A 24049-nucleotide genomic window follows, 5' to 3' on the forward strand; every position below is an offset into this window, starting at 1 on the left:
ATTAATCGTTCCCCGCAGATACCGAAATCTTATCTATACCAGCCGCTTTGACTTGGTCTAGAACTTTAACAACTAAGCCGTGCATTGCGTCTTTATCAGCCTGAATAAGCACTGCTGCTTCAGGCGCTTCAGCTAACATACGCTCAACGTTTGCTGTTACACGTTCGATATCAACCTGACGGTTTTCCATCATGATAACGCCAGTTTTGCTGACGCCAATGAAGATGTTAGCCGAAGGCTTTGAAGTCGCTTGTGATGCTTTTGGTTTGTTATAATCCAAACCAGATGGCTTCACGAATGACGTTGTTACAATGAAGAAGATCAGCATGATGAACACGATGTCGAGCATCGGTGTCATATCAATTTGCGCTTCCTCGTCTATACTGGAATGCTTTTTACGTGCCATGTTCAATCTCTCTCTAGTGGTGCGGCATGCTGTCTTTTAGCTTTTCTAAGCTGATTTTCATTTTGGCATCAAGGCGAGTACTGAAGAATACTCCCGATAATGCGGCAACCATTCCCGCCATAGTGGGCATTGTTGCCATTGAAATACCAGCCGCCATTAAACGAGCATTACTCGTCCCCTGAACTGCCATCACATCGAACACTGAAATCATACCGGTAACAGTACCTAATAAACCTATCATAGGACAAATCGCTACTAAGGTTTTAATGATCAGCATACGTGCATTCAAATCTTGCTTCGCTTGGGACAGCCAAGCTTCACGGATACGGTGTGCATACCAAGAGGTAGTTTCCTCTCTAGCATCCCATGCAGCTATGATTGCTTTATGTTGCTTTGGTGATATCCAATTTAGATACCAGTAACGTTCAAGCATCAATACCCACATTAAGAACAGCACAAACGCAACTAACCAGAGGACGTCGCCTCCGGAGGCCATGAAGCCCCTGACGGAATCCCATATGTCCATCAGGTGAATCATCATTAGTCAGCCCTCTTCTCAGCATGTGCTGCGATGATACCCGCACTTTGCTCTTCTAAAACTTGTACAATGGCTTTGCTACGTGCAACGACAATAGCATGCATTAACATTAGAGGCAGAGCCGCAACCAGACCTTGAACCGTTGTTACCAGCGCCATTGAAATACCACCAGCCATCAGTTTTGGATCGCCAGTACCAAACAATTGGATACTTTGGAAAGTTGCAATCATACCGGTTACTGTACCCAATAGACCCATCATTGGTGCGATAGCAGCCAGTACTTTAATGATTGAAATACGAGATTCTAGTGCAGGCGTTTCTTTCAGAATCGCTTCATCAAGTTTCAACTCTAACGTTTCAACATCAACATCTTTGTTTTCTTGATACACTTTCAGGATACGGCCAAGAGCGTTGTTACCTGGTTTATCAACATTCTTACGTTGGCTGTTCACACGGGCGCCGATGATAGTCATGGTCACTAAACGTTCAATAGAGATCAACAGACCTAACGCTAACAAAATCATAATGATATAGCCGATTGTACCACCAGATTCAATACGGTCTTCCATACTTGCTTTGTTAGTGAAGATGTTTAACAGAACACCACGAGCAGGGTCGATGTAGAATGGTGCAGAACCAGAAGCGGTTTGTTCCCATTTACCAACAGCACTGACTTGGTAACCTTCTGGCTGTTGTGATAACTCTTGAATCAGACCCAATTCAGGATTGTAAACAACATATTTGCCATCAGCCGTTAGGTTATAAGCACCGATACGGTGGATAGTGGTATTTTTTACACTACCATCAATCGCTGTCACAGAACCTTCGAATTTAACAACCTTACCAGCTTGTACCATTTCGAATAACTGTTCTTGCCAGAATTGCTCTAACTCTTCAATTTTTGGTAACTGCTTACGTGCACCTAAATCAGCAACAAATTTGTCACGATTAGGATATTGAGCACTGACGTTTGAACTCGCTAATTTACCAGCGAAATCACCCGCTTCACCTTTAACCACACCGAACATCTCACCCAAGTCACCTTGAGCAGTTTTCAGATCTTCTTCTAACTGGGCGATTTTGCGCTCATTATCTAAGAAGGCTTGGTTTAAATCTTTACCGCGTTGTTTTTCAGCCGCCAAAGCGTCTTTTTCACGCTTCAATAAAGCCGCTTTATCGCCGCGCTCAGCTTGGAACTCTTGCTCACGCTTGCTGTTAACTTTGCCTTCAGCAGCGCGATCAACTTTAACTTGCTGCAATAATTGGTCGATGGTCTTAGGTGCATCAGCAGCGCTAGCCATACCAGCAGTTAAAGAAAAACTTGCAGCTAATACAGCTGTAGTAATTAACTTCTTCATTATTGTGCAGTCTCCGCAGCAGGAATTGGTAATGCGAATAGATCTAGAGCGCCTTGTTTACGGGCAATGCGGATACCTTTCGTCAGTTCACGCAGATAGCTGTCATCTAACTTATCCCAACCCTTAGTTTCTGGGTTGTACATCCAGCCAGTCTTTTGATCTAAGCTTTGTGCATACAGAGCAACACGACCCAAGTTAAAGAAGTCTACTAATACTTCTTTACCATCTAAGGTCAATTTACCTTGGTTAACTGCAACAGCACTACCATACTCACGCTCGATGCTGTACGCATCCAGGATCAAACGGTATTTTTCAGCTAAAGTCACTTCTGCTGTGTTTAAAAGTGTTTTTAACTCTTTAACACGGTTAGCACGGACTTCAGAGTTGAATGGCAAGTCTAATTGAACGAATTGTTCTAAAGACTCAACCATTTTAAACATTAGAGGCACAACGCCCTGACGCAGTTTATCTACGCCATTAATGTCATTTTGAATGGCGTCCATTGTTTTTTGTTGATCAGCAACCAAGCTGGCAACGTAATCGTTATAGGACTTCAGTGACTCACGCTCATCAGCAACTGAACCATACTCAAAAAGCATGTCTTGTGCTTGATCGAAATACTTATCAACGTTCTTTTGCGACGCAGCAGCATCAGCATGGATCATACTATCCGCTTTCTGCACGTCGGTAAGAGGATCTGCAACTACTAAGTTGCTGCTCGCTAATGCCAGCACGCCAACAAGTGCAGTAGCGATTTTTGTTCTATTGCTTACCTTGGACATAGTTCCCAACCAATTTGAAGTGAATAAAAAAGTTAACTTACCAGCAACATCACTTTAAGCAAGACTTACTTTAGGAAATGCTTACCGTAAGCTCATCTTTCTCTTGTGATTCTTAGTTTTTTCTTCCCTTTCCTATGCCCTTACAGGCATAGACCCGCTGGCATCATTTCACAAAATGTTGACCTGTGTCAACATTCAGAACATGTAAAAACGAGTGTAAAGAAGTCTTAGTTATGAATTTTTTTACAGAAGATGTTTTTTTGAGCAAACACATAAATTTGGTTGATAAGAGAGCCGTGAATTCGTCATTAACATCTGTTAATGCAATAAGATGTGTCAGAAGCCGCCCAACCTATTCAAGCTAAATTTCAACACATTGATAGTCAGAGTGAGAATCATAGATAACGGAAAAAGCTGTACATATTCAACTAGCAACTGCAAAGGATCTTTCGTAATAAAAAGCCGAACACTTTGCAGTGTTCGGCTCTGATACAACTAAGTTGATTTATGATTAGAACTTGGTGGTCGCACGTAAATAAATAAAGCGATCCATATTCACATCATACTCTGTAACAGAGAAGTTGTTTGTAGAAATGGCTTCGTTATTAGTTGGGCCTTCAGCTTGTGGCTTCTTAGCAAACAAGTTGTTAATACCTAGAGACACCTTAGTATTGTAAGCATCAATGTTATAACCGACAGAGACGTTATGAACCATATAGGCTTCCATTGTTTCTCTATAACCAGCATCCTTAAGATCTTGATAATATTCCTTATCTTCTGGAGAATCGGTTAAACCAGTGTAATAATCGTTATTTAATGGACCTACAAAACGTACTTTCCAATGTGCATCCCAATCACCCATTGCCCAATCAACCATTAAGTTTGACTTGAACTCAGGGAACCCACCATCACCAGTCTGAACACCGACGCGGTCAGTTCCATTAAATTCGTTTTTCATTACATATGCGACATCTAAAGATGCCTTAAATGAACCAAACGAGGTTTCAGGGAAACGATACGCCGTAAAGAAGTCAATACCTTCTACATTGTATTCACCAGCATTTTGTAGGAAGTTACGTAAGTCAACGATATTACCTAAGCTATCACGATCGATATAGTTACAAGATTCGGGTTTAGTACCCCTTGCGCACTCTCTAGCAATATTAACATGACCATAACGGCCAATTGCATCTTCAACTTTTATCTTATAGTAGTCTAAAGTAACTTCTGCACCCTCTAACCAAGATGGGTTATAAACCGCACCATAGGTAAACGACTCAGAAGTTTCTGGTTTAAGATCGGGCGATGAAACTTGCGAAATACGAATTTGAGTATTGGCTTGTCGATAGCCATCAGGCACACCAGCACATCCGGGCAATGTAGAAATATTAATCACATTACCTTTGTCATCTCTTGTATTACAAGGATCTGTCCAAGTTGGATATGAATCAGCATTACCCGCATACAAATCAGAGATAGAAGGAGCACGGTAGCCTTGAGCCCAAGTACCACGGAGCAACAGATCATCCATTGGACGGAATTCTGCCCCCACTTTACCAGTTGTGTTGTTACCATAAGCATCGTGGTCAGAAACCCTTACAGCTGGGGTAATTAATAAACTTTCTAATACAGGAATCGCTAACTCAACATAAGCTTCATCCAAACGGAAGCCACCTGAAGTTGCATCGCGTTGGTTACCTGAAGACTCACCAGTTACAGTTAATGGATCTGGCGTATCAAAACCAGATTCTTCACGGCGCTCAAGACCTAAAGCTAAACCAACAGCACCAGCGGGTAAATCAAATAGATCACCAGAGATGTTAAAGGTATAATCTTTCATCGTTAAACCTGAACGGCTAACACTGTCAAAAGTAATATAATCAACCATATCCTGGGTTACAGTGCCTGGCCCACCAAACAGATTTAGTGCTACGCAGCCATTGCTTGCATTACAGTTATCGCCTAGAGCTTGGTTAATACGAGTTAAATTAAGTAAACCAGTAGTTAATACATCTTGGTTATTTTGACCGTAGATGTAGCTTGCACTCCATGTCCAGTTATCATCAATATTACCTTCTAAACCAAGCATAGCGCGGTAAGTTGTATCGTTTTGATTATATTGACGAGAACCCGCCTCAATCATACGACGTTGTAATGCATAGGGTACATAATCTGATGGCTTGCCATTTGCAACAGCACGAGCATTATCACCATACAGTGTTTCGCCGAATGGGTTATAGATATTATTGGCGCCAATATCTACACGACTAGCTGCTTCACCAAATGAAGCGCCTAATGTCAGAGGCATAGGTGCTAATTCTTGAGATGACTTACGATTGGTCATCATAAAGTCAGAAACAACTCTTAAGTTGTCTGAAATATCATAAAAACCTTGAACATAAAAAGAGTTACGGTTCTGTGGAGTAGACAAATAGTTATCAGGTGCATAGTTATAAACATCAGCACCAGTACGAGGACGGAATTGGTCCGGTCCAACGTTAGTGCCTGTCCCTTCCTTCACCATAAGATTGTAAATACCTGTTTTAGGATTTGGTGTTGCAAGTGCGGCTAATGCATCTTGGTTTGCTTGATTTAGTTGCGAACCTTTGATTTGCAGACGCGTATTATCAGCCGTTGAACTGTAACCAGTATCCGAAATATCACGATCTCCAGCCCAAATAGGTTGCTGAGTCACATGACTCATATTGAACAATAGCCCGCCTTTTTCAGAAACTGAACCCGCAGTAAAGTCAGCAGTATATTGGCGACCATCGTCATATTTAGCGTTTTGTCCACCATAGACAGAAACTTCAACACCTTCAAAGTTTTTGCGAGTAATAATGTTAACTACACCAGCAATAGCATCAGAACCGTAAACGGCTGAAGCACCATCTTTAAGCACTTCGATACGTTCAATTGCTGATGTAGGAATGGTGTTTAAGTCTACGGTTGAACCTAAAGAAGATATCCAGCGCTTACCATTAACTAATACCAATAGACGTTGTGCGCCAAGGTTACGCAGGTCCATGTTAGTAGAACCATCACCACCATTGTTAAAAGCAGTGTTTAATGCTGAACCAGCTGCAGGGATCGTTTGCAGGATATCACCAATACTGATCATACCAGTAGCTTCAAGCTCATCTCTATTCATCACAAGAACAGGACTTGCCGCTTCCATATCAGTACGCTTGATACGTGAACCAGTAACTTCAATACGTTCTACTTTTTTATCAGCACCAGCTTCATCAGCAGCCATTACTAATGGCACGTTTAGCGCGGTTGCTGCCACACCACCAATCAATGCAAAACGCACAGATTTGGCTAATAAGTTATTCTTATGCATTGTCTATCTCCCTGGACATATTATGTCTTTATTATAATCCGCTTATTTAATAAGCAGTTTCAAACAAAAGTACGTCGAAAACACGCTGTACTCGGCAGAAACAATAAAATCACATATAAAACCTTTAATCAACAAAAAATAAACAAATAAAACCAGCTGGTGACAATATGCTCATTTTGAAAGCGAGATTCGTATGCTTTGAAATCTAAAAGCAAAAAACGCCAGTCATTACTGACTGGCGTTTTTGTTAAACTAAAGCCGTTTAAGGCGATGTTATGATTTTAAAGAGTGTAGCGAATACCAATAGCGATGCCATCATCTTCTGACAATGACATTCTGGCTTCTTGGGCTTGATCTGCGCTGGTAAAGTCGCTGTAGTCTTTACGTGCTTCAACATAAAGAACTGTGCTTGGGTCCCAAACAAAGTGTAAGCCTACAACTACAAACTGGCGCTTAAACACATCGTTAGGATCGGCGTTAAAGTTTGGTTGGATAACATAGTCTTTACCAGCATCCAGAATGTTATAGGAAACAAATGGACGTAACCCATTGTCAAACTTATATGAAACTAAAGTTTCAACGCCGTAGGCATCTTTAATCAAGCGACCAATGTTATCGGTATCATGGTTCTCTTCTTTATGAACGTTGGCAGCAACATATAAACCATTCTTGTCAAAGTCACCCCAAGTAGCGCCCACGCCATAGATTAAATCAACAGCCGTTTTTTGATCACCATTACCGTAGGCAATATCAAACTCACCGCGGTTTACACCCGCCATCAGACTAAGTTTATCTGTGGCTTTGTAAGTGACAGAACCACCATAGGTGTAATCATAGGTAACCTGTTGTGCTTCTTTTTTACCTGCATTCCATTCTGCTTCACAGGCTTCTTCTGTGATATTTTCAATATCACAGGTGTAAAAGCTATTGTTTTTTAACTGAGATTGTACCGCAAAACTGAAGTCACCAAATGAGTTGCGGTATTGTACCGTTTTATCGCCACGACCTACGCCATTTACTGCGCCATCGTCTTTATTAAAGGTGTACACACCGGCAGCGTTTCCGTCCCATACAAAACCGTAGTTGGTGTTATAAACCACGTCATACCAAGCACCCCATTGTTTACCAATAGTGATCGTTCCGTATATATCGTGACTGATACCAGCGTAACCTAACCGATTGTAAAAAAACTCATCCTGAACGGATTCAAAGCGGTTGTTATAGACAATATCGCTGTTACCAACAGGGTTAACGCCCCATTCCAACTTAGCAAACGCATTCCAGCCATGGGTTAACTCACGGCTGAAACCAAAATTAATTCGAGAAGCACCATTTACAACCTCAGTTTCACCTTGAGTGTTGATTACACGCGCATCAATAAACCCCCCTATCTCGACTGCATTTTTGTCATCTTTGTAGATTTCGATTGCAGATACAGTTGGCGCAAGAAAGAGTGCTGCTAACGCAGTGGCGACTATCGTTTTGTTCATTTGGTGCTTAACCTTTTCGTTTATGTTTTATCAACGTCATTCCGTTGTTATATTTCCTTACAATTTCCCACTGAGAGTAGCAAACTTTCAATAAACACTCCAAGGGAAACCTAAGTATTCTGTAGATAAATATCACAAAAACTGACTGATTAACCGCTATAAAACAGGTTAAAACACTATAAATACTCGTTAAGCAAACACAAATAAAACAACATAAACATTAAATTAACAGCAACTGTTTAGAGACAATGTCTGTGTAATTCAATTTCATTATTGAAAAAATAGGCTCTGCAATGGGACAAATTTGCTTATCAACGTAGTATTGATAATCAATTATAGACGATCTATGTGAAACAGGTTCAGGACCATTTACAGTGATGACATAATCAATCTGAGCTCCTCTCTTGCCATAGGATACCTTTCCTGTTAACTCACATAGCTGACGTGCGACTTTGACATGGGGGGAAGATTTTGCGGTGTACTCTTCAAGATTTCGGCGCATTCGTTTACTAAACACTAATTCAGCATCCCGCTTTCCTGTCTGCAGTTCGCTTATGACACCAGCGAGATAACCGCTGATATCTCGCTGATTGAACATTCGCTCATAAAGTTCAGCTTGAACCTTACGCGCTAAGGGGCTCCAATCACTTCGCACCTGCTCCATCCCCTTAAAAGTGATTTCCAGCCCTCCATTCCTATTGCGCCAAGCACCAACATAACGCTTCTTACTACCCTCCTCCGATCCCCTCAAGGTCGGCATAAAAAACTGTTCGTAATGGCGCTCAAACTGTAGCTCAAGGAAGCTTTCTAGCTGAAACTCCTTTACGATTTTACTCTGCCATTGCTGATTAATTCGCGCGGCAATCTGCTTACCTAAGGCATTAATATCACCGAGATCAGGATCAGAGCCCAAATAAACAAAGGTGGAATCCGTGTCCCCATAAATAACTTGATAACCCATTTCCTCTATCCAAGCGCGAGTCTGTTTCATAATCTGATGACCGCGCATGGTGATGGAGCTTGCCAGTTTCGCATCATGGAACACGCAGCCTTGAGAGCCTAAAACCCCATAGAGCGAATTCATAATGATTTTAATTGCTTGCGATAAAGGCGCATTTGCCTCCCGCTTGGCTTTTTCGCGTTGTTCTGAGAGATTTTGGATGAGTTTTGGCAGGATCGGTTGATGCCGACTAAAACGAGCCCCTAAAAAACCGGGAACGATTTCAGACTCGTCCAAAATATGTTCCTCGTTATCCAGACCTTCAATGAGCCCTTTCGGATCGATCAAAAAAGTACGAATTATCGATGGATAAAGACTTTTAAAGTCAAACACTAAAATATGTTGATAAAAACCAGGGACTGAATCCATTACATAACCGCCAGGGCTTTCAATCCCTTGACTTGCAGGCTCTGCGGGCGCGACGAAACCCGTTCTATGTAAATGCGGTAGATACAAATGGTTGAATGCGGCGACCGAGGCGCCTACCCGCCCTAGTTCTAATCCCGTTAACTCGGCGCGAGCGAGGGCAAAATCCCACAACTGAGTATGCTCAAAAATATCCCACACTAAGCGACTATCGGTCAGATTATAATGTGCAAGACCTTGTTTATTTTCGGCAAATAGCGCATCAATCTCTTGCGCTCGATTTTCTACATCATGAATCGCTTTGCCTTCGCCCAGCAACGCTTGGGCGACAAACTCCAAGGAGAAGCGCTCGAATTGATAAAAGGCCGCCTTTAACCAATCGATACCATCGAGCACCACTCGCCCAGGCAAACTTAAGGTTTCTGGCCGAAATTTATTCTCCACCTTCCACTCAAGGAGCGCGCCACCTCGACCGATACGCAGCGGGATCCGGTGCAGTAAAGCACGCCGATATAACAGGGCCAAATCAAAGGTCACCACCGACCAACCAATGATCACATCGGGATCAAACTCAGTAAACCAAGCGATGAGACGATGGATAAGCGCCGCTTCATCGTTCACCCATTCGATGTAGATTGCAGCATCAGGTTGCGGCTCGCCCACCATAATGACTTTTTCATAGGGCTGAGATTGCGCATCGCGCCCATAAAGAGCCACGGAATAGAGTAATCCGTCAAAGCTGCATTCAAAATCAAGCGAGATTGAACGCAATTTTATTTCCGGCTGCGGCGCAACGGCTTTGGCCCGTATGGCGCTAAAGACGGGCAAGCGGTCTTGTAAACCCACATGGCTTACTTGATGCCCTAAAAATGCCACATCGAGTGCCACAAAACGCTCGATTAAAAAACGCTGCTCGGGACGAATATCCGACTCAAATAAAGGAATACCCGCATCTGTCGCTATCCGCTGCAAGTGACGAAATACATTTGTCGATTGAGCATAAATCGCAGCCACGGATTGTCTTTTAAAACTTTTAAGCATTAGCGGCACAAAGCGTAGCGCCAGCCCCGGCGTTTGTAACTGTAATGCCGCCATATCGCTTTGATGGCAAAAACAAATGTACTCAGAGCCAGGTAACTCCACCAGCACAGGGCCAGAAACAGTGGCGAGATAATACTGCAACACAAGCGTTGCACCGCGTGTAATAGCATGGCGCGAGAGGACGCGTCCCTGTACACTCACAGGCGCAGCAGTGTCATGTGCAAGACTCTCGGGGGGATTCGACTGCGGTTTCACTCTAAGGCTCTCGCTGTTTATTGATTCTCGGGACACAGAATAAAATTGCCATAAAATGGCAGAAAAGTTTCTTAGGCTATGCAATCACTGTTATTATGTACAGCATTAATTCGATAAAGTAGTGCCGCATGTTACCTGACAACGTAAAAAACCAGATCCGCGCTATCTATAAAGATATTGCCGCCGCTTTGCCTAATTTTAGGCCACGCCGCGAGCAAAATTTTATGGTGGCAGAAATCTCTAAGACCCTGGCTGGCGACTATGACAAAGATAGACGCATCATAGTGGTCGAAGCGGGTACGGGGATTGGTAAATCATTGTCTTATATTTTGGGCACGATACCGCTTGCGCTCGCGAGTAAGAAAAAAGTCTGTATCGCCACAGCAACCGTTGCGCTGCAGGAGCAGTTGCTGCACAAAGACTTACCGTTTTTTCTTGAACAATCAGGGCTAAACTTTCGCTTCGGTCTGGTTAAAGGGCGCCAGCGGTATGTCTGTTTATCCAAACTTGCCATGCTGATCGGCGATGATAACAGTACCCAAATGGCCATGTGGCAAACAAAGCCAGATAACAGCCAAATTGCCATGCTGCAAGAGCTGCTCAGCGACTTTAATGAAGGCCGCTGGAACGGTGAAATAGATACGCTATCGACACCGATACCGGACCATCTCTGGCAACAAATCGCCTGCGATAAACACAGTTGTCATCGGCAACTCGCCAGCCATCGTAATTGCCCGTTTCACAAGGCCCGTGAGGATGTGGATACTTGGGATGTACTGATCGCCAACCACAGTTTGCTGTTTGCCGACTTAGAGCTAGGCGGCGGGGTGATTTTGCCCGATCCCGAAGACGTATTTTACGTCATTGACGAAGCCCACCACTTACCAATTGTCGCACGGGACTTTTCTAGCGCACAGGCAACGCTTAGAGGCGCCGCCGACTGGCTTGAAAAAGTCGGTAAGACCAGCGCCAAGTTACAAAATCAGATAAAGAGCAACAATATCATCGCCCCAGCACAGGCGATGCAGGATCATATTGGCGACTTAATCGCTCAGCTCAATCAAGTCGCCCACTATTGTGATACCCAGACCAAGCAGTTTGCCAATCCAGAGAGTCGCTATCGGTTCGAACACGGCAAATTACCCGATGCGTTAAAAATCCCTGCCGAGAATCTCGCAACCACTTCCAATCTTGCTCTCAAGCAATTTAATAAAATGCAGTTATTGCTGGCCGAGGCGATAAAAGATGGCGATATTCCTAAGCACCAGGCTGAAGCGCTACAGGCCGAAATGGGCTTTATGTTGCAGCGACTCGAGAACCTGCAAAAGCTCTGGAAAATGATGGCCAAGGAAGATTCCACTAAAGGTGCCCCAATGGCCCGTTGGATCGAGTTAATTACAGGCAAACAGGTCGATTATCTGTTTAGCGCCTCGCCGATTGAAGTCGGTTTTATGCTCGAATCTATGCTGTGGCAAAAGGCAGCTGGCGTCGTGCTATGTAGCGCTACGCTGCGGGCGCTGAATAACTTTGACCATTTTGCCCATCAGGTAGGGTTATCATTAAAGGACGGCAGCCGTTATCTTGCCCTGCAATCCCCTTTCGATTATCCGAATAATGCCACTCTCTACTTACCTAAGATGAAAACCGAGCCAACGGATGATGCCTATACTGCTGAACTTGCCGAACAGATTATCGAGCTAATTGAAGGTGAAATGGCTACCTTAGTGCTGTTTGCCTCTTACTGGCAAATGGAAAAAGTGGCCGAATTGCTCGAGGGCAAGCTCACGCAGGAAATTCTGATCCAAGGTAATGCACCACGCCAACAATTGCTTGAGACCCATAAGGCCAAATGTGATAAAGGTGAACCGAGCATCTTGTTTGGCACCGGCAGTTTTTCTGAAGGCTTGGACTTACCCGGAGATTACCTCACCAACCTCATCGTCACTAAGCTACCCTTTGCTGTGCCAACCTCGCCCGTTGAGCAAGCCCATGCTGAATATGTGAAAATAAAGGGTGGAAATCCGTTTCTGCAACTCACCATTCCAGATGCATCGCGAAAGCTTATCCAAAGTTGTGGTAGATTACTGCGTAAAGAGCAGGATTATGGCCGAGTCACTATCCTAGATAGACGATTAGTGACCAAACGTTACGGCAAATCCTTGCTAGACGCACTGCCCCCCTTTAGACGAGTCATTGAGTAGGATTAAGATTTGGAGTTGTTACTCGAGCCCAGTAACTGGGCCCTGTTGGCTGTCATTGGCTTAATTGCAGGTTTTATCGATGCCGTGGTCGGTGGTGGCGGATTGCTTTCCATCCCTGCCCTGCTCACCCTAGGGATCCCACCCCATACAGCCTTAGGTACCAATAAATTTGCCGCCAGTTTTGGCTCGTCCATGGCGGCTTGGACCTATTATCGCCAGCATCTGCTCAAACCCAGTTTTTGGTATATGGCGTTTATCGCCACCTTTATTGGCGCGGTTTTTGGCAGTGTATTAGTTTATTTGTTAAACGCGCAGTGGCTTGAAAAAGCCTTACCACTGCTCATTATTGGCATTGCAATTTACAGCTTGCTGAGCCCTAATGCCATCTCGGATACCGATTGTCAGACGCCGACAAAAGCCCAATCCAAGCTCAAGCAAAGCCTGCAAGGTTTATTACTAGGCATCTACGATGGTTTTGCAGGCCCCGGCATTGGCGCCTTTTGGACAGTAAGTTCAGGTTCATTATATAAATTACCTCTTTTGCATAGTTGCGCGCTCGCTAGAGCCATGACTTTTACCAGCAATTTGACGGCGCTGGCGATCTTTGGCTTTCTTGGGCAAGTCCATTGGCAAATTGGCCTGTGGATGGGGTTATGTATGATGCTCGGCTCCTTTATCGGCGCTCGCTGTGCGATAAAATTTGGTATGCCTTTTATTCGGCCTTTGTTTATATTAATTGTCCTGTCAATTGCCGCTAATCTGGCGTGGAGCGCATGGTTTTGAACACTTCGCAGCTAATCAGCACGTTGAAAAATCAGCTAAAAACATTAGAGCAAGAAGTACTGCAACACGACAGTCATCTTGCGCCGAGCCAACGCAAACTCCTACTAGATATTGAACGCTTTAATCAATCGCTGTTTATTCAAAATGGCGCCCAGTTGATGCCCTGCATTGAACAAATTCGAAGTAGTATCGGTCAGTTAGAGAAGCAAATCGCCCTAAAACTCGCGCCGCAAACCATCGCCTTAAGCTGTGAACGTATTCAAGACCGTTTTACTGCGGTTAAACGGGCGCTACTGACGACCTCAATCGATATAAAGTCTAAAAATCAACAACGTGCCAGTAAGCGCGCACGTTTCGCCCAGCAACAAAACCAATCGCATCAAGCCAGCGGGTTTGCTTGGATCGCCAGCAATGTGTTACAAAATAGCCACGAAATCTATGCCGAACTGAATAAGCATCTGAATTGGGCGAAAAAATTTGAACAAAAAATTGCAGAAATGGAGTCAAAACTTGAAAACTGTCATAGTGCTGACAAAATCCGTTTGCAAAATGACATCCTTTTGATGCATCGTCGTTTGGGAAAATGCAGGCAAGCCATCAGTTATATCGAAGATCGCATTCAAGCATTCGAACGTCCGCATCAGAGCCATAATCGTTAAGGAGCAACAATGAAATCACTTTTGCCAATCAGCAGCCTGCTAATGCTACTCGGCTCTGCCTCAGCCTTTGCCGCAGATCTGAATATCCCTATGTCCTTCGAATACCTTGCCCTCGATGGCAAAAAAGTCGAGTCCAGCGTATTCAACCATAAAAGCAGTTTAGAATTGGCGCCCGGCACCCACAAAATCGCCATTCGCTACCACGAAATGGTGGAAGACGATTTTAGTGACAGCCAAACCTTTGTTAAGTCATCTCCTTTTATTGTGACCTTAGAGGTTGATGGCGATCATCAATACTATTTACAAACCGCTGAAGGCAAAGTCGTTAAAAAGCCTAAAGTGTTTGCCCAAAATCCCCAAGTCGTGTTAACCCGCTCCGACAAAGGTCAGGTTAATTACCAAGTGGCAAACACCGATATTGAAGAAGAAGGCTTTGTCTCTCGTCTCTTTAGCGGTAACCAAGCGGTAGATGTGTCAGGCACAGCAGCCGCAGTAACAGGCGCAGCAGGCACAGCAGCGGTGGTTGCCGCGCCAGCACCCACTTCGGCGCAGGCAGCAGTTAAGGCAACCTCATTAACCGCTCCGGTTGATACTTCTAAAGCGGCTGGCGCAAATCCACAGCAGATGTTGCAATACTGGTGGTTACAAGCCGATGAGAAAACACGTAAAGAGTTTATGAGCTGGGCTATTTCACAACTCTAATCCAGATGATCCCATTGGTTTATCACGCCAGCTACTCCAAGCTGGCGTTACCCGCCCATCACCGCTTTCCCACAACCAAATACGCACGTCTTTATCAGTATCTGCTCGATAATCAACTGGCTGTTGCGGATCAATTTCATACTCCCTCGCCGATGACAGCTGAAGATGTAATGCAGGTGCATCAGCAAGATTATGTCGAACAATTTATTCAAGGTACCTTAGCCAACACGGCCTTAAGACGCATCGGCTTTCCATGGAGTCAAGCCTTGGTCGAGCGAACCTTGCATTCAGTGTCAGGAACGAGTTTAACCGCAAGCTTGGCACTACAAACGGGTATCGCCCTTCACTTAACCGGCGGTTATCACCATGCTCATTATGACTTTGGCAGTGGTTACTGTATTTTCAATGACTTGATTATCGCCGCTCGCAAACTTATCGTCGAGCAGCAACTGCATAAGGTATTGATTTTTGATTGTGACGTGCACCAAGGAGACGGCACTGCTACCCTCAGCCAAAGGCATCAAGGCATTATCAGTTGTTCCATCCACTGCACAGAGAATTTCCCCAGCCGTAAACAGCAGTCGCACTATGATATTGAACTAACGAAAGGTGCTGATGATAGCGCCTATCAGGAAACCGTCGAACAGACTCTCGAGCTGCTTATTCGGCTCCATCAACCAGATTTAATCCTGTATGACGCTGGTGTTGATATTCATCAGGACGATGATTTAGGCCATTTACAGATCAGCCAACAAGGGCTCTATCAACGTGATGTTACTGTGCTCTCCATGGCAAAAGCGGCAAATATTCCTGTTGCTGCGGTAATTGGCGGCGGCTACAGCCGAGACGAACTACAATTAAGCCAAAGACATAGCCAACTTTTTATTGCAGCCAACCATTTGTGGTAGCAAACTCAATAAAAATCATCATGGAGCACAGCGATGCAACTCGAAATCCGCAACTATTACGAAGTTCTCTTAATGGAAATGTTATCCGATGAAGGCCTGATGGATGAATTGCCGGAGGATTATTTAGCCGATCTCTGCTGTGTGACACTCAATCAACTGCCCGTGCGTTATATCCGCCATTTAGTCGACACTTATTTCTTTGAAGATTATGATGAATTGCAGGAACTTAAACGCGAAATACAGGCTGCACTCGAAAAATCGCGAGCCTTTTTAAAACAGAATTTACAAAAAAGAATGCAGCAGGAAGAAGCCAACAGCTAAGTCTCGCCATAAGGAATTCAGATTAAAATAAAGAATCTTAGAACAGGATGGGGAAATTTGGAGGTTCCCCTAGAGCCGACACCCCGGCACACGAGTCGCTTGCTGCGGTTGCTCCCTTCCGGGCCTGGCCGAGTTCACAAGTTATCATTGCGGGGGGACCCTAGGGTCACCATAACTTCAAGTGGATCACCAAAAGGATCATCACCGAACGACGCGGATTATCCCCTATGACCTCTATGGGATCAAGTGCTAATCCGCCCGTTTGATAAATATCCGGTTTAAATGGACAATCTATAGGCAAACCTAAGTATTGAAAATGATAAAAGCCTGCAAAGCAGGCTTTTTATTCGCTAAAAGATGTCAAGCTAACGCAAATGACTCAAGACAATGCCAAGGCGTTACAGCTTAATCATATGACGATTTTGCTCAATCAGCTTAGCACCGATCCCTGAGACATTTGCTAACTCATCAATAGTCTTAAATTGCCCATTTTGAGTGCGATAATCGATGATTGCCTGCGCTTTAGCGGCACCAATCCCCTTTAGCAGTTGTAATTGCTCAGTTGAAGCGGTATTGATGTTGACTTGAGCTGCGTCTGGCAATGCTTGTTTAGCATCGCTTGCCATATTTTTGGCCTCAGTTTTCGCTTGGTTTTGCACCTTACTCGCTTCTTTTACCGGATCAGCTGCCATTACTGGCAAGGTTAACAGGGCAGAAAATGCAATAGCAGATACCATCGCAGGTAAACTAGGTTTTAGTTTCATAATGCTTCCTCTCTCTCCTTGATATTCGGCCTTTCGTCCAACTTCCGTGGCCTCCAATCAAACATAGACGAAGCTTTTATGAATTTCCAAACGCCAAAGTACAAATATTACCTCTGGCTTAAATATGTAACTTTAGAGCAATGAATTTACAGATAACAATGAAGAAAAAGGATGCGGTTAATGCATCCTTGTTATAAAAATTATCCATAACCAGCTAAACAATCGTTGCTAATGCCTGGCTTAAATCAGCAATAATATCGTCGCAATCCTCCAAACCGACAGAAATTCTCAGCAGATTATCCCCAATGCCCGCAGCTGCCCGCGCCTCTGGAGAATAAGGAGAGTGGGTCATTGAAGCCGGATGCTGAATAAGGGATTCCGCATCGCCCAAACTAACCGCAATTGAAAATAATTTAAGCTTGCCAACAAACGCCATAGCCTGAGTAAAATCCGCAGCTAATTCAAAGGCGATCACCCCTCCTGCTCGCTGCATCTGCTGACCAATAAATTGATGACCCGAATGGGATTTAAGCCCTGGATAGTACACTCGCGTCACCGCAGGGTGTTGCTCTAAAAACTCAGCAACCCGCTGGGCACTCTCGCAATGGCGCTGTAAGCGCACATCGAGAGTTTTAAGTCCCCGTAGAATAAGCCAAGCATCATGGGGTGAGATCACTGCACCGATATCCTTTAGGATTTCATACTTCACTCTGTGAAGTTGCTCTTCGCTGCCACAGACGATGCCCGCAATCACATCACCGTGACCATTCAGATATTTAGTCGCGCTGTGAACCACTAAATCAATGCCTAGTGCAATCGGTTGCTGCAGTAGCGGCGTCATAAAAGTATTATCGACAATGCTAACTAATTGATGCCGCTTCGCAATATCGGCAATAGCTCTAAGATCAAACACCTGCAGATGAGGATTGACCGGCGTTTCACAAAAAATCACCCTAGTGTTCGGTTTGATTGCCCGCTCAATTGCCGCTAAATCGGTAAAGTCGACTAAGGTGACTTCGATGCCAAAACGGGCAAATTGGCTGGTCATAAGTGCAAAAGTGCACCCATATACCGCATTAGAAGCCACTAAATGATCATCCATCTGCAAATTAGTGAGCAGCGCCGCCGACACCGCCCCCATACCTGACGCCGTTGCCGCCGCCGCTTCAGCCCCTTCTAAAATCGCCATTTTACGCTCAAGTTCGGCCACAGTTGGATTACCAAGACGGGTATAAATATAACCGGGCTCGTTACCCGCAAAACGCTCGCCACCTTGCTGCGCCGATTCGAATACAAAAGTTGCAGTTTGATAAAGTGGTGTGACTAACGAACCGAAGGCCTCTCGCTCATGTCCTGCATGGATGGCTTGGGTCGCCGCTTTCCACATCTTGCTCGATTCATCTTGCATTGCTTACTCCTTGTTATGCCATTACATCATTCGATTCTTGATTGATTGTTCGAGGAATGATGATTTGCTTGTGTTTTTAGTCCATATAGATAAGTTAATAAAACATTAGCCCTATCGAATAAGCACTAACATACCCTGCTGAACAGTTGAAACCAGTGCAACGGTGAAAATAGCAACAGAACCACTGTAACTAAGTTGTTACATTCAGCGTTTAGGGCAGAACATCGGCGATAAAAAATGCGCTAATGACAGAGTCATTAGCGCATTAGCATTTAGCCTAAAGTGCACTCGCGGTTTTGTACATTCGGCTATGTTATTTGTCTTTTGCCGTTGAGCTGTTTTTTAGCTCAGCAGCCTCTAATTGGCTCTTAAGCGCATCACGCCCATCTTTGGTCAATAACTTACCAGCAAACTGCTTAAGCTCAATCAACAACTCTTGATGAACTTTCGATAATTTGGGGCGCTGCTCTTCCCTAAAACCGATAGGCCGACACAGTGCCATGGCCTGATATCCTAGGCGCGCCGTTAACAAACCGCCCCCTAATCCTTGGGCAAGCCGCGCGGATAATTTACCGGTCATCTCGACCGACAACAATTGAGTTCCTAAGTCCGTGACTAACTCACTGGTACCCGCATAAATAATGTTAATCACTATGCTGCGAATGAGTTTAATCCGGCTCCAATAGCCTAACTCTATCCCATAACAGGCAGCGACATCACGTAGCATTCGATGATTACGCCAAAGAATGATCGCCATATCCAATGCCGCAAGCGGGCTAGCAGCCAATAACACTGCTGATTCAGCCGCATATCGACGCACGACTTTTTTGGCGAGTTCATCTCGCTCCGTTAGGACTAAGTCCTCAAATAACAGCACTTTTTCGGCATCGTTATGTTCATCTTTTAACGAGTGACGCAGCCGTTGTAATCCTTGGCTATCGGGGTAATACCGTACAATATTATCGATAAAGCTATCGGCCTCACCCATTTGCATACTCAGGGCAAGCCTTGCACCTGTATCCTGGGTATCGGCAACCTGTTTTAAGCGTTTTAATTTTCGATACTCGCTAACGGCACCGACTATAGCCCAGCTCCCGACTAAACCAAGCACCATACCATAAAAACTAAATAGCCAAGGACTGGCAACCCAAGCATCCCGCAAACCAAGGCCTGTTTGCACTAGCGTGAGTAGTATTAATGCCATTAGTGATAAGCGTGCCAACCAAGACCAGCGGCGAGATTGATGTAATTTAGGGCGTATCGATGCCAGATCTAACACCTGCGGTTGGGCCGCTAACGTCTCTTCAACAACGTCATCAATCGCCTTTATCGGGGTTTGTGGCGCAAACATTTGCGCACTTTTTAACTCATCTGTTGCAGACTGTAGTTTGACCTGTTCAGCATCAAATACTTGCTGCTTTTTAAGGGCTTGAGTTGTAATCGAAGCAACAGACAGCTCCGACTCATTTATTTGCGACTCAGTTGAATGTGGTAACGGGTCTTTTCTCATTCCAGTTTATCCCCTACAAGATACTGCAGAAGGTGATCAAGACGGATATGGTCAAAATGCACCGAAGATGGAACAAGATTACGGTTATCCGGCGGTGCAAAACCGATAAAATTAAAGCCTTGTTCGCGCCAAAAAGTGGACTCAGGTAAGCGAGTGGGCACTTCGCCGGGAAACAGTGTCAGGGCTTGGCCATTCAATCCTGTGCCCTGCACGACTTCCACATCCCCATCTTGAGTGGTCACCATGCCGTGGCGCGTGGCCTTAATCGCACTAATGGCCATGGTTTCGACTTTACAACCATCAAAACTAGCAAAGTGCTGACTGTGCTTGAGCATATCCGTTAACAGCGACAACACATGACTTTGTTGATCCCGCGTGACATGGTCAACCTTACTGGCGGCAAAGAGCAAACGGTCAATCCGCGGCGCAAAAAGCCGACGTAAATAACTGGATTGTCCGTATTGAAAACTCTCCATAATGGCATTTAGCGCCGCGCCCATATCTTCAAATTGTGATTTGCCACGATTTAACGCACTGAAGCAATCAACGAGCACCACCTGACGATCAAACCCTGCGAAATGTTGTTTATAAAAAGGTTTAACAACCTTAGCGACATACTCTTGATAGCGCTTTTCCAGCACATGAAAAGCGCTGTGCTTCTCACTTTGTTTAAGGTTGCTCCACTGAGCATCAGTCACAGATAACAGCGGGAAAAACGCCAGCAGCGGTGCACCTTGCCACTCACTGGGTAATAACATACGCCCCGGTTGCGCTTGGTAATACCCCTGCACATGCACTAAATCCTGTAATAACTGCTGATATTGATCGGCAAGTCGTTTCAGTTCCGCTTCATCGGCCATCGCCGCTAAATTGAGTGCATTTAACGATGTTTCAAAACCAGCATATAAAGGTGAACTCTTCAAAACCGCAAGCCGTTGCTGCTGGGCAGTACACCACTCAATATAGTTTTGGCGCAGCATAGGTAAATCTAAAAGCCACTCCCCTGGATAATCCACAATATCTAAATATAGCGTTGCGGTATCGGCAAACTTGGCGAGTAATCCCTTTTGCGGCCGATATTTAATCGCTAGACGCAACTCTGAAATGGTGCGAGTCGATTCAGGCCAAGTAGGAGGATTCGAAGTCAGCGCTAACATAGCGCCCTGATAATCAAAACTCGCGATTTCAAGATCCGGCTGCATCGCTCGCTTAACCCCAAGCAAACGTTGTTCACGGCTCACCTGCCAAAGAGGCAAACCATGTTGGCGAGAATGCGATGCAGATGATGCAGCGCCGCTATTAAGTAATTGATTGACTAACCCTGTAATAAAGGCCGTTTTTCCCGCTCCCGATAACCCTGTTACCGCAAGGCGCAAATGCCTATCGGCCGTTCGATGGAGGAGGGATTGGCTCTTTTGCGTGATTTTGTGGAGCGATACATCAAGCATTCCCATAAGGATTTCCCTAAATGTTGAATGAGATAACTATATACTGGAATCAACGAGAGATGACACTGGAATCAACGAAAGATAAAACAACAAGGGCGGACATGGCCGCCCTTTAGAGGGATTACAAGCTATTGATTTGTCTTTTTAAATCAAAATTATCAGAAGTCACATGGCGCTCAAGGTTTTGCAATCTCACCTCTAGGCTCCTAAACTGACGATTCACATCGCTCAGCGCCTGTTTAGCTGGCTCTCCCGACTGCCAAGGTTTCTTCTTCACTTCAATGTCATCCCTAACAGAGCTATTTTGAGGTTTGATATCGAGTATCACCCATAACGCCACATAGATGATAAAGACAACACCCGAACCACCTAATAGAAAGATAGAAACAGCAAGTACGCGTACTAACCAAGTTTCAATCGCAAAGTACTCAGCAATCCCTGCACACACTCCGGCGATTTTACCTGACTGGGGAATACGGTACAAAGTTCGACCATTAGATCCTCTCATGTTTCCCCCTCCATTCAGGCGATTCAGAATCGAGAATCGCCTCTAAGGTTTCGATACGCGCAGCCATTTTATCGGCTTTCGCAATCAAGTCATTCAGCTGTGAAAACTCTTCCTCAGTGAGTCCCTGGCTCACTTGTCGCTTACTGCGATAATGAAGAACTAACCATATAGGCGCCACTACTATCATAAAGATGATAATCGGAGCCATTAGTATGTCCATATCCATAACTCACCTCTAAAATGTTATTCTTTTGACTTTGTGGGAGCTTTGCCTTTCACTTTTGCCTTGAGCGCTTCCAACTCAGCATTGACTGAATCTTCAGCTTCTAATGCCGCAAACTCATCAGCTAAGGTTTTTTTGCTGCCAAGATCGTAGGATTCAACCTGCGCTTCTAATCCTTCAACACGGCGCTCATATTGCTCAAACTTAAGCATGGCATTATCAATTTTGCTTGAGTCTAACTGCTTTTTCACTTCTAAACGTGATGACGCAGTTTGAGTGCGCAAAATAATGGTCTTTTGGCGCGCTTTTGCATCTAACAGTTTTTCCTGCAGCAGGCTCACTTCGTCTTTTAAACGAGCGATATGCTCATCCAGCACTGCCAACTCTTGGTTTAAAGTATCCACTAAACCCGCCGCTTTTTGTTTTTCAACTAAAGCTGCTTTGGCTAAATCTTCGCGGTCCTTTGAAAGTGCCAGTTCCGCTTTATCCTGCCAATCCTGAACTTGCTCCTCGACTCGGCTGATACGGCGATGCAATTCTTTCTTTTCAGCCAATACCTTAGCTGAGGTTGAACGCACTTCTACCAGTGTATCTTCCATTTCTTGGATGATCAGGCGAACCATTTTTTCAGGGTCTTCGGCTTTGTCGAGTAATGCGCTGATATTAGAGTTAATGATATCGGCGAAACGAGAGAAAATACCCATAATGCTATCCTCAAATTGATGTTGGTCTCGCTTAAGGTAATACACTAACTGTGCCAACTTTTATTTATTATTTAAATTCAATTAGATAAACAAAATCTTAACTTTTCCTTTATTTTACAGCGCAAGCCACTTATTATGATTTTCACCAAAATTTAGCGTTAAAGACTAAAAAATATCGTGGATAATAAATTTCAGCAAGACAATCTAATCGGTCAATCAAACGCCCTACTTGAAGTATTAGAGCACGTCTCACAAATCGCTCCGTTATCAAAGCCTGTACTGATCATTGGTGAACGAGGCACAGGTAAAGAGCTGATTGCCGAACGCCTACATTATCTGTCTAAGCGCTGGGATCAAAATTTTATTAAGCTAAATTGTTCATCTTTGAGCGAAAACTTGCTTGAAAGTGAATTGTTTGGCCACGAATCTGGGGCCTTTACTGGTGCCAAAGGTAAACACGAAGGCCGTTTTGAACGGGCTGATGGTGGAACACTGTTTCTTGACGAGTTAGCCAATACCTCTGGATTGATTCAAGAAAAACTACTGCGTGTTATCGAGTACGGTGAATTTGAACGTGTCGGTGGCAGTAAAACCATTCAAGCAGATGTGCGCCTTATCTGCGCCGCCAACGAAGATTTACCCTCACTGGCCGAGGCCGGTGAATTTCGGGCCGACTTACTCGATCGTTTAGCCTTCGATGTGATCACCCTGCCGCCACTACGTTGTCGTCCAGAAGATATCATGACATTAGCCGAATACTTTGCTGTGGGAATGGCTCGGCAACTCAAGCTCGAACTCTTTAGTGGCTTTAGTGCAAATGCCATCGAGCAGCTCATGAGTCATGACTGGCCCGGTAATATTCGTGAACTTAAAAACGTCGTTGAGCGAAGTGTTTACCGTAATTGCGGTGAAAATCGTCCCATCGAGCACATTATTCTCGACCCTTTCGCCTCCCCGTACCGGCCGACAACTCGGGTGCGCACTCTTGAGCGTCAGGTGGTGCCCACACCGCACTCAACCATCATAAGCCCTCCCACCGTTACGGCAAAAACCGATATTGATGTCATTGCACCTAGTGAAGCGCCGTTAAATGACTTTAGTTTTCCATTAGACTTTAAAGAACAAACCGAGCGTTATGAGATGGAGCTTATTCAGCAAGCCTTATCGGCGAGCCAATATAATCAAAAGAAGACCGCTGAAATCTTGGGGTTAAGTTATCATCAGCTACGCGGCATTCTGAAAAAATACAATTTGCTCGATAAAGCATAAGCTGATTGCCCATGGGCGAGATGCACTGCTAAAATAGTCGTTCATAGTCGATAAAATAATGA

The 24049-nt window shown here is 44.6% G+C and carries 21 protein-coding genes and 1 other RNA gene; 7 read left to right on the forward strand and 15 right to left on the reverse strand.

Going from position 1 to position 24049, the window contains the following annotated elements; all coding sequences use genetic code 11:
- Window position 1: 1 nt before the first annotated feature.
- The 7 genes from KXJ80_RS15620 to KXJ80_RS15650 form a co-directional block, all read right to left on the reverse strand.
- A complete protein-coding gene (locus tag KXJ80_RS15620; RefSeq protein ID WP_006081158.1) occupies window positions 2-406 on the reverse strand; it encodes an ExbD/TolR family protein in 405 nt (134 codons plus the stop codon).
- A gap of 13 nt (window positions 407-419) precedes the next feature.
- The gene (locus tag KXJ80_RS15625; protein ID WP_081990911.1) at window positions 420-947 is read right to left on the reverse strand and encodes a MotA/TolQ/ExbB proton channel family protein; all 528 of its coding nucleotides are present in this window, start codon (window positions 945-947) and stop codon (window positions 420-422) included.
- A complete protein-coding gene (locus tag KXJ80_RS15630) occupies window positions 947-2302 on the reverse strand; it encodes a MotA/TolQ/ExbB proton channel family protein (protein ID WP_037417269.1) in 1356 nt (451 codons plus the stop codon). The genes KXJ80_RS15625 and KXJ80_RS15630 overlap by 1 nt, the downstream gene beginning before the upstream one ends.
- Window positions 2302-3084 carry a DUF3450 domain-containing protein gene (locus KXJ80_RS15635; protein WP_218738360.1) on the reverse strand — a complete coding sequence of 261 codons (783 nt, stop codon included), beginning with the start codon at window positions 3082-3084 and terminating at the stop codon, window positions 2302-2304. Before KXJ80_RS15635 ends, KXJ80_RS15630 begins: the two co-directional genes overlap by 1 nt.
- Before the next feature lie 511 nt (window positions 3085-3595).
- Entirely contained in the window at window positions 3596-6427 is a 2832-nt protein-coding gene (locus KXJ80_RS15640; protein WP_099457914.1) for a TonB-dependent receptor plug domain-containing protein, read from the reverse strand.
- A 281-nt stretch (window positions 6428-6708) separates the two neighbouring features.
- Window positions 6709-7917 carry a porin gene (locus KXJ80_RS15645; RefSeq protein WP_218738359.1) on the reverse strand — a complete coding sequence of 403 codons (1209 nt, stop codon included), beginning with the start codon at window positions 7915-7917 and terminating at the stop codon, window positions 6709-6711.
- A 220-nt stretch (window positions 7918-8137) separates the two neighbouring features.
- A complete protein-coding gene (locus KXJ80_RS15650; protein ID WP_259474463.1) occupies window positions 8138-10579 on the reverse strand; it encodes a DNA polymerase II in 2442 nt (813 codons plus the stop codon).
- 128 nt (window positions 10580-10707) lie between these two features.
- On the opposite strand from KXJ80_RS15650, the gene dinG reads away from it, so the two are divergent.
- Genes dinG through KXJ80_RS15680 form a run of 6 tightly spaced genes read left to right on the forward strand, consistent with a single transcriptional unit; the run spans window position 10708 to window position 16153 of the window.
- Entirely contained in the window at window positions 10708-12780 is a 2073-nt protein-coding gene (gene dinG / locus KXJ80_RS15655) for an ATP-dependent DNA helicase DinG (RefSeq protein ID WP_037428137.1), read from the forward strand.
- Window positions 12781-12789: 9 nt separating this feature from the next.
- Window positions 12790-13563, forward strand: coding sequence for a sulfite exporter TauE/SafE family protein (locus tag KXJ80_RS15660; RefSeq protein WP_055646756.1), 774 nt, complete (start codon window positions 12790-12792; stop codon window positions 13561-13563).
- Complete coding sequence (locus tag KXJ80_RS15665; RefSeq protein WP_170919380.1) at window positions 13554-14222, forward strand: primosomal replication protein; 669 nt, start codon at window positions 13554-13556, stop codon at window positions 14220-14222. The genes KXJ80_RS15660 and KXJ80_RS15665 overlap by 10 nt, the downstream gene beginning before the upstream one ends.
- 9 nt (window positions 14223-14231) lie before the next feature.
- Window positions 14232-14924: a DUF2057 domain-containing protein gene (locus tag KXJ80_RS15670; RefSeq protein WP_218738358.1), complete on the forward strand. Its 693-nt coding sequence runs from the start codon at window positions 14232-14234 to the stop codon at window positions 14922-14924.
- A gap of 5 nt (window positions 14925-14929) precedes the next feature.
- A complete protein-coding gene (locus KXJ80_RS15675) occupies window positions 14930-15832 on the forward strand; it encodes a histone deacetylase family protein (RefSeq protein ID WP_218738357.1) in 903 nt (300 codons plus the stop codon).
- A gap of 33 nt (window positions 15833-15865) precedes the next feature.
- On the forward strand, window positions 15866-16153 hold the full coding sequence (locus tag KXJ80_RS15680; RefSeq protein ID WP_037417243.1) for a late competence development ComFB family protein: 288 nt from the start codon (window positions 15866-15868) through the stop codon (window positions 16151-16153).
- A 66-nt stretch (window positions 16154-16219) separates the two neighbouring features.
- On the opposite strand, the gene ffs is transcribed toward KXJ80_RS15680, so the two are convergent.
- The 8 genes from ffs to pspA all read right to left on the reverse strand — a co-directional run bounded on the left by ffs (window position 16220) and on the right by pspA (window position 22718).
- An RNA gene (gene ffs, locus KXJ80_RS15685) (signal recognition particle sRNA small type) lies at window positions 16220-16317 on the reverse strand.
- Between the two features lie 234 nt (window positions 16318-16551).
- Window positions 16552-16917 carry a ComEA family DNA-binding protein gene (locus tag KXJ80_RS15690; RefSeq protein ID WP_037417240.1) on the reverse strand — a complete coding sequence of 122 codons (366 nt, stop codon included), beginning with the start codon at window positions 16915-16917 and terminating at the stop codon, window positions 16552-16554.
- A 214-nt stretch (window positions 16918-17131) separates the two neighbouring features.
- The gene (gene megL, locus KXJ80_RS15695) at window positions 17132-18325 is read right to left on the reverse strand and encodes a methionine gamma-lyase (protein ID WP_218738356.1); all 1194 of its coding nucleotides are present in this window, start codon (window positions 18323-18325) and stop codon (window positions 17132-17134) included.
- Window positions 18326-18638: 313 nt separating this feature from the next.
- Window positions 18639-19835 (reverse strand): TIGR01620 family protein, encoded by a 1197-nt coding sequence (locus KXJ80_RS15700; protein WP_218738355.1) that lies wholly within the window; start codon window positions 19833-19835, stop codon window positions 18639-18641.
- Window positions 19832-21289 (reverse strand): YcjX family GTP-binding protein, encoded by a 1458-nt coding sequence (locus KXJ80_RS15705; protein ID WP_218738354.1) that lies wholly within the window; start codon window positions 21287-21289, stop codon window positions 19832-19834. Before KXJ80_RS15705 ends, KXJ80_RS15700 begins: the two co-directional genes overlap by 4 nt.
- Before the next feature lie 115 nt (window positions 21290-21404).
- Window positions 21405-21791: an envelope stress response membrane protein PspC gene (gene pspC / locus KXJ80_RS15710; RefSeq protein ID WP_047539490.1), complete on the reverse strand. Its 387-nt coding sequence runs from the start codon at window positions 21789-21791 to the stop codon at window positions 21405-21407.
- Window positions 21778-22017, reverse strand: coding sequence for an envelope stress response membrane protein PspB (gene pspB, locus KXJ80_RS15715; RefSeq protein ID WP_086024023.1), 240 nt, complete (start codon window positions 22015-22017; stop codon window positions 21778-21780). The genes pspC and pspB overlap by 14 nt, the downstream gene beginning before the upstream one ends.
- Before the next feature lie 17 nt (window positions 22018-22034).
- Window positions 22035-22718 (reverse strand): phage shock protein PspA, encoded by a 684-nt coding sequence (pspA, locus tag KXJ80_RS15720; RefSeq protein WP_011071928.1) that lies wholly within the window; start codon window positions 22716-22718, stop codon window positions 22035-22037.
- Window positions 22719-22895: 177 nt separating this feature from the next.
- Between pspA and pspF the strand changes: the two genes are divergently transcribed.
- On the forward strand, window positions 22896-23987 hold the full coding sequence (pspF, locus tag KXJ80_RS15725) for a phage shock protein operon transcriptional activator (protein ID WP_037428146.1): 1092 nt from the start codon (window positions 22896-22898) through the stop codon (window positions 23985-23987).
- Window positions 23988-24049 lie beyond the last annotated feature (62 nt).

The sequence above is a fragment of the Shewanella xiamenensis genome (assembly GCF_024971755.1).
GTDB lineage: Bacteria > Pseudomonadota > Gammaproteobacteria > Enterobacterales > Shewanellaceae > Shewanella > Shewanella xiamenensis.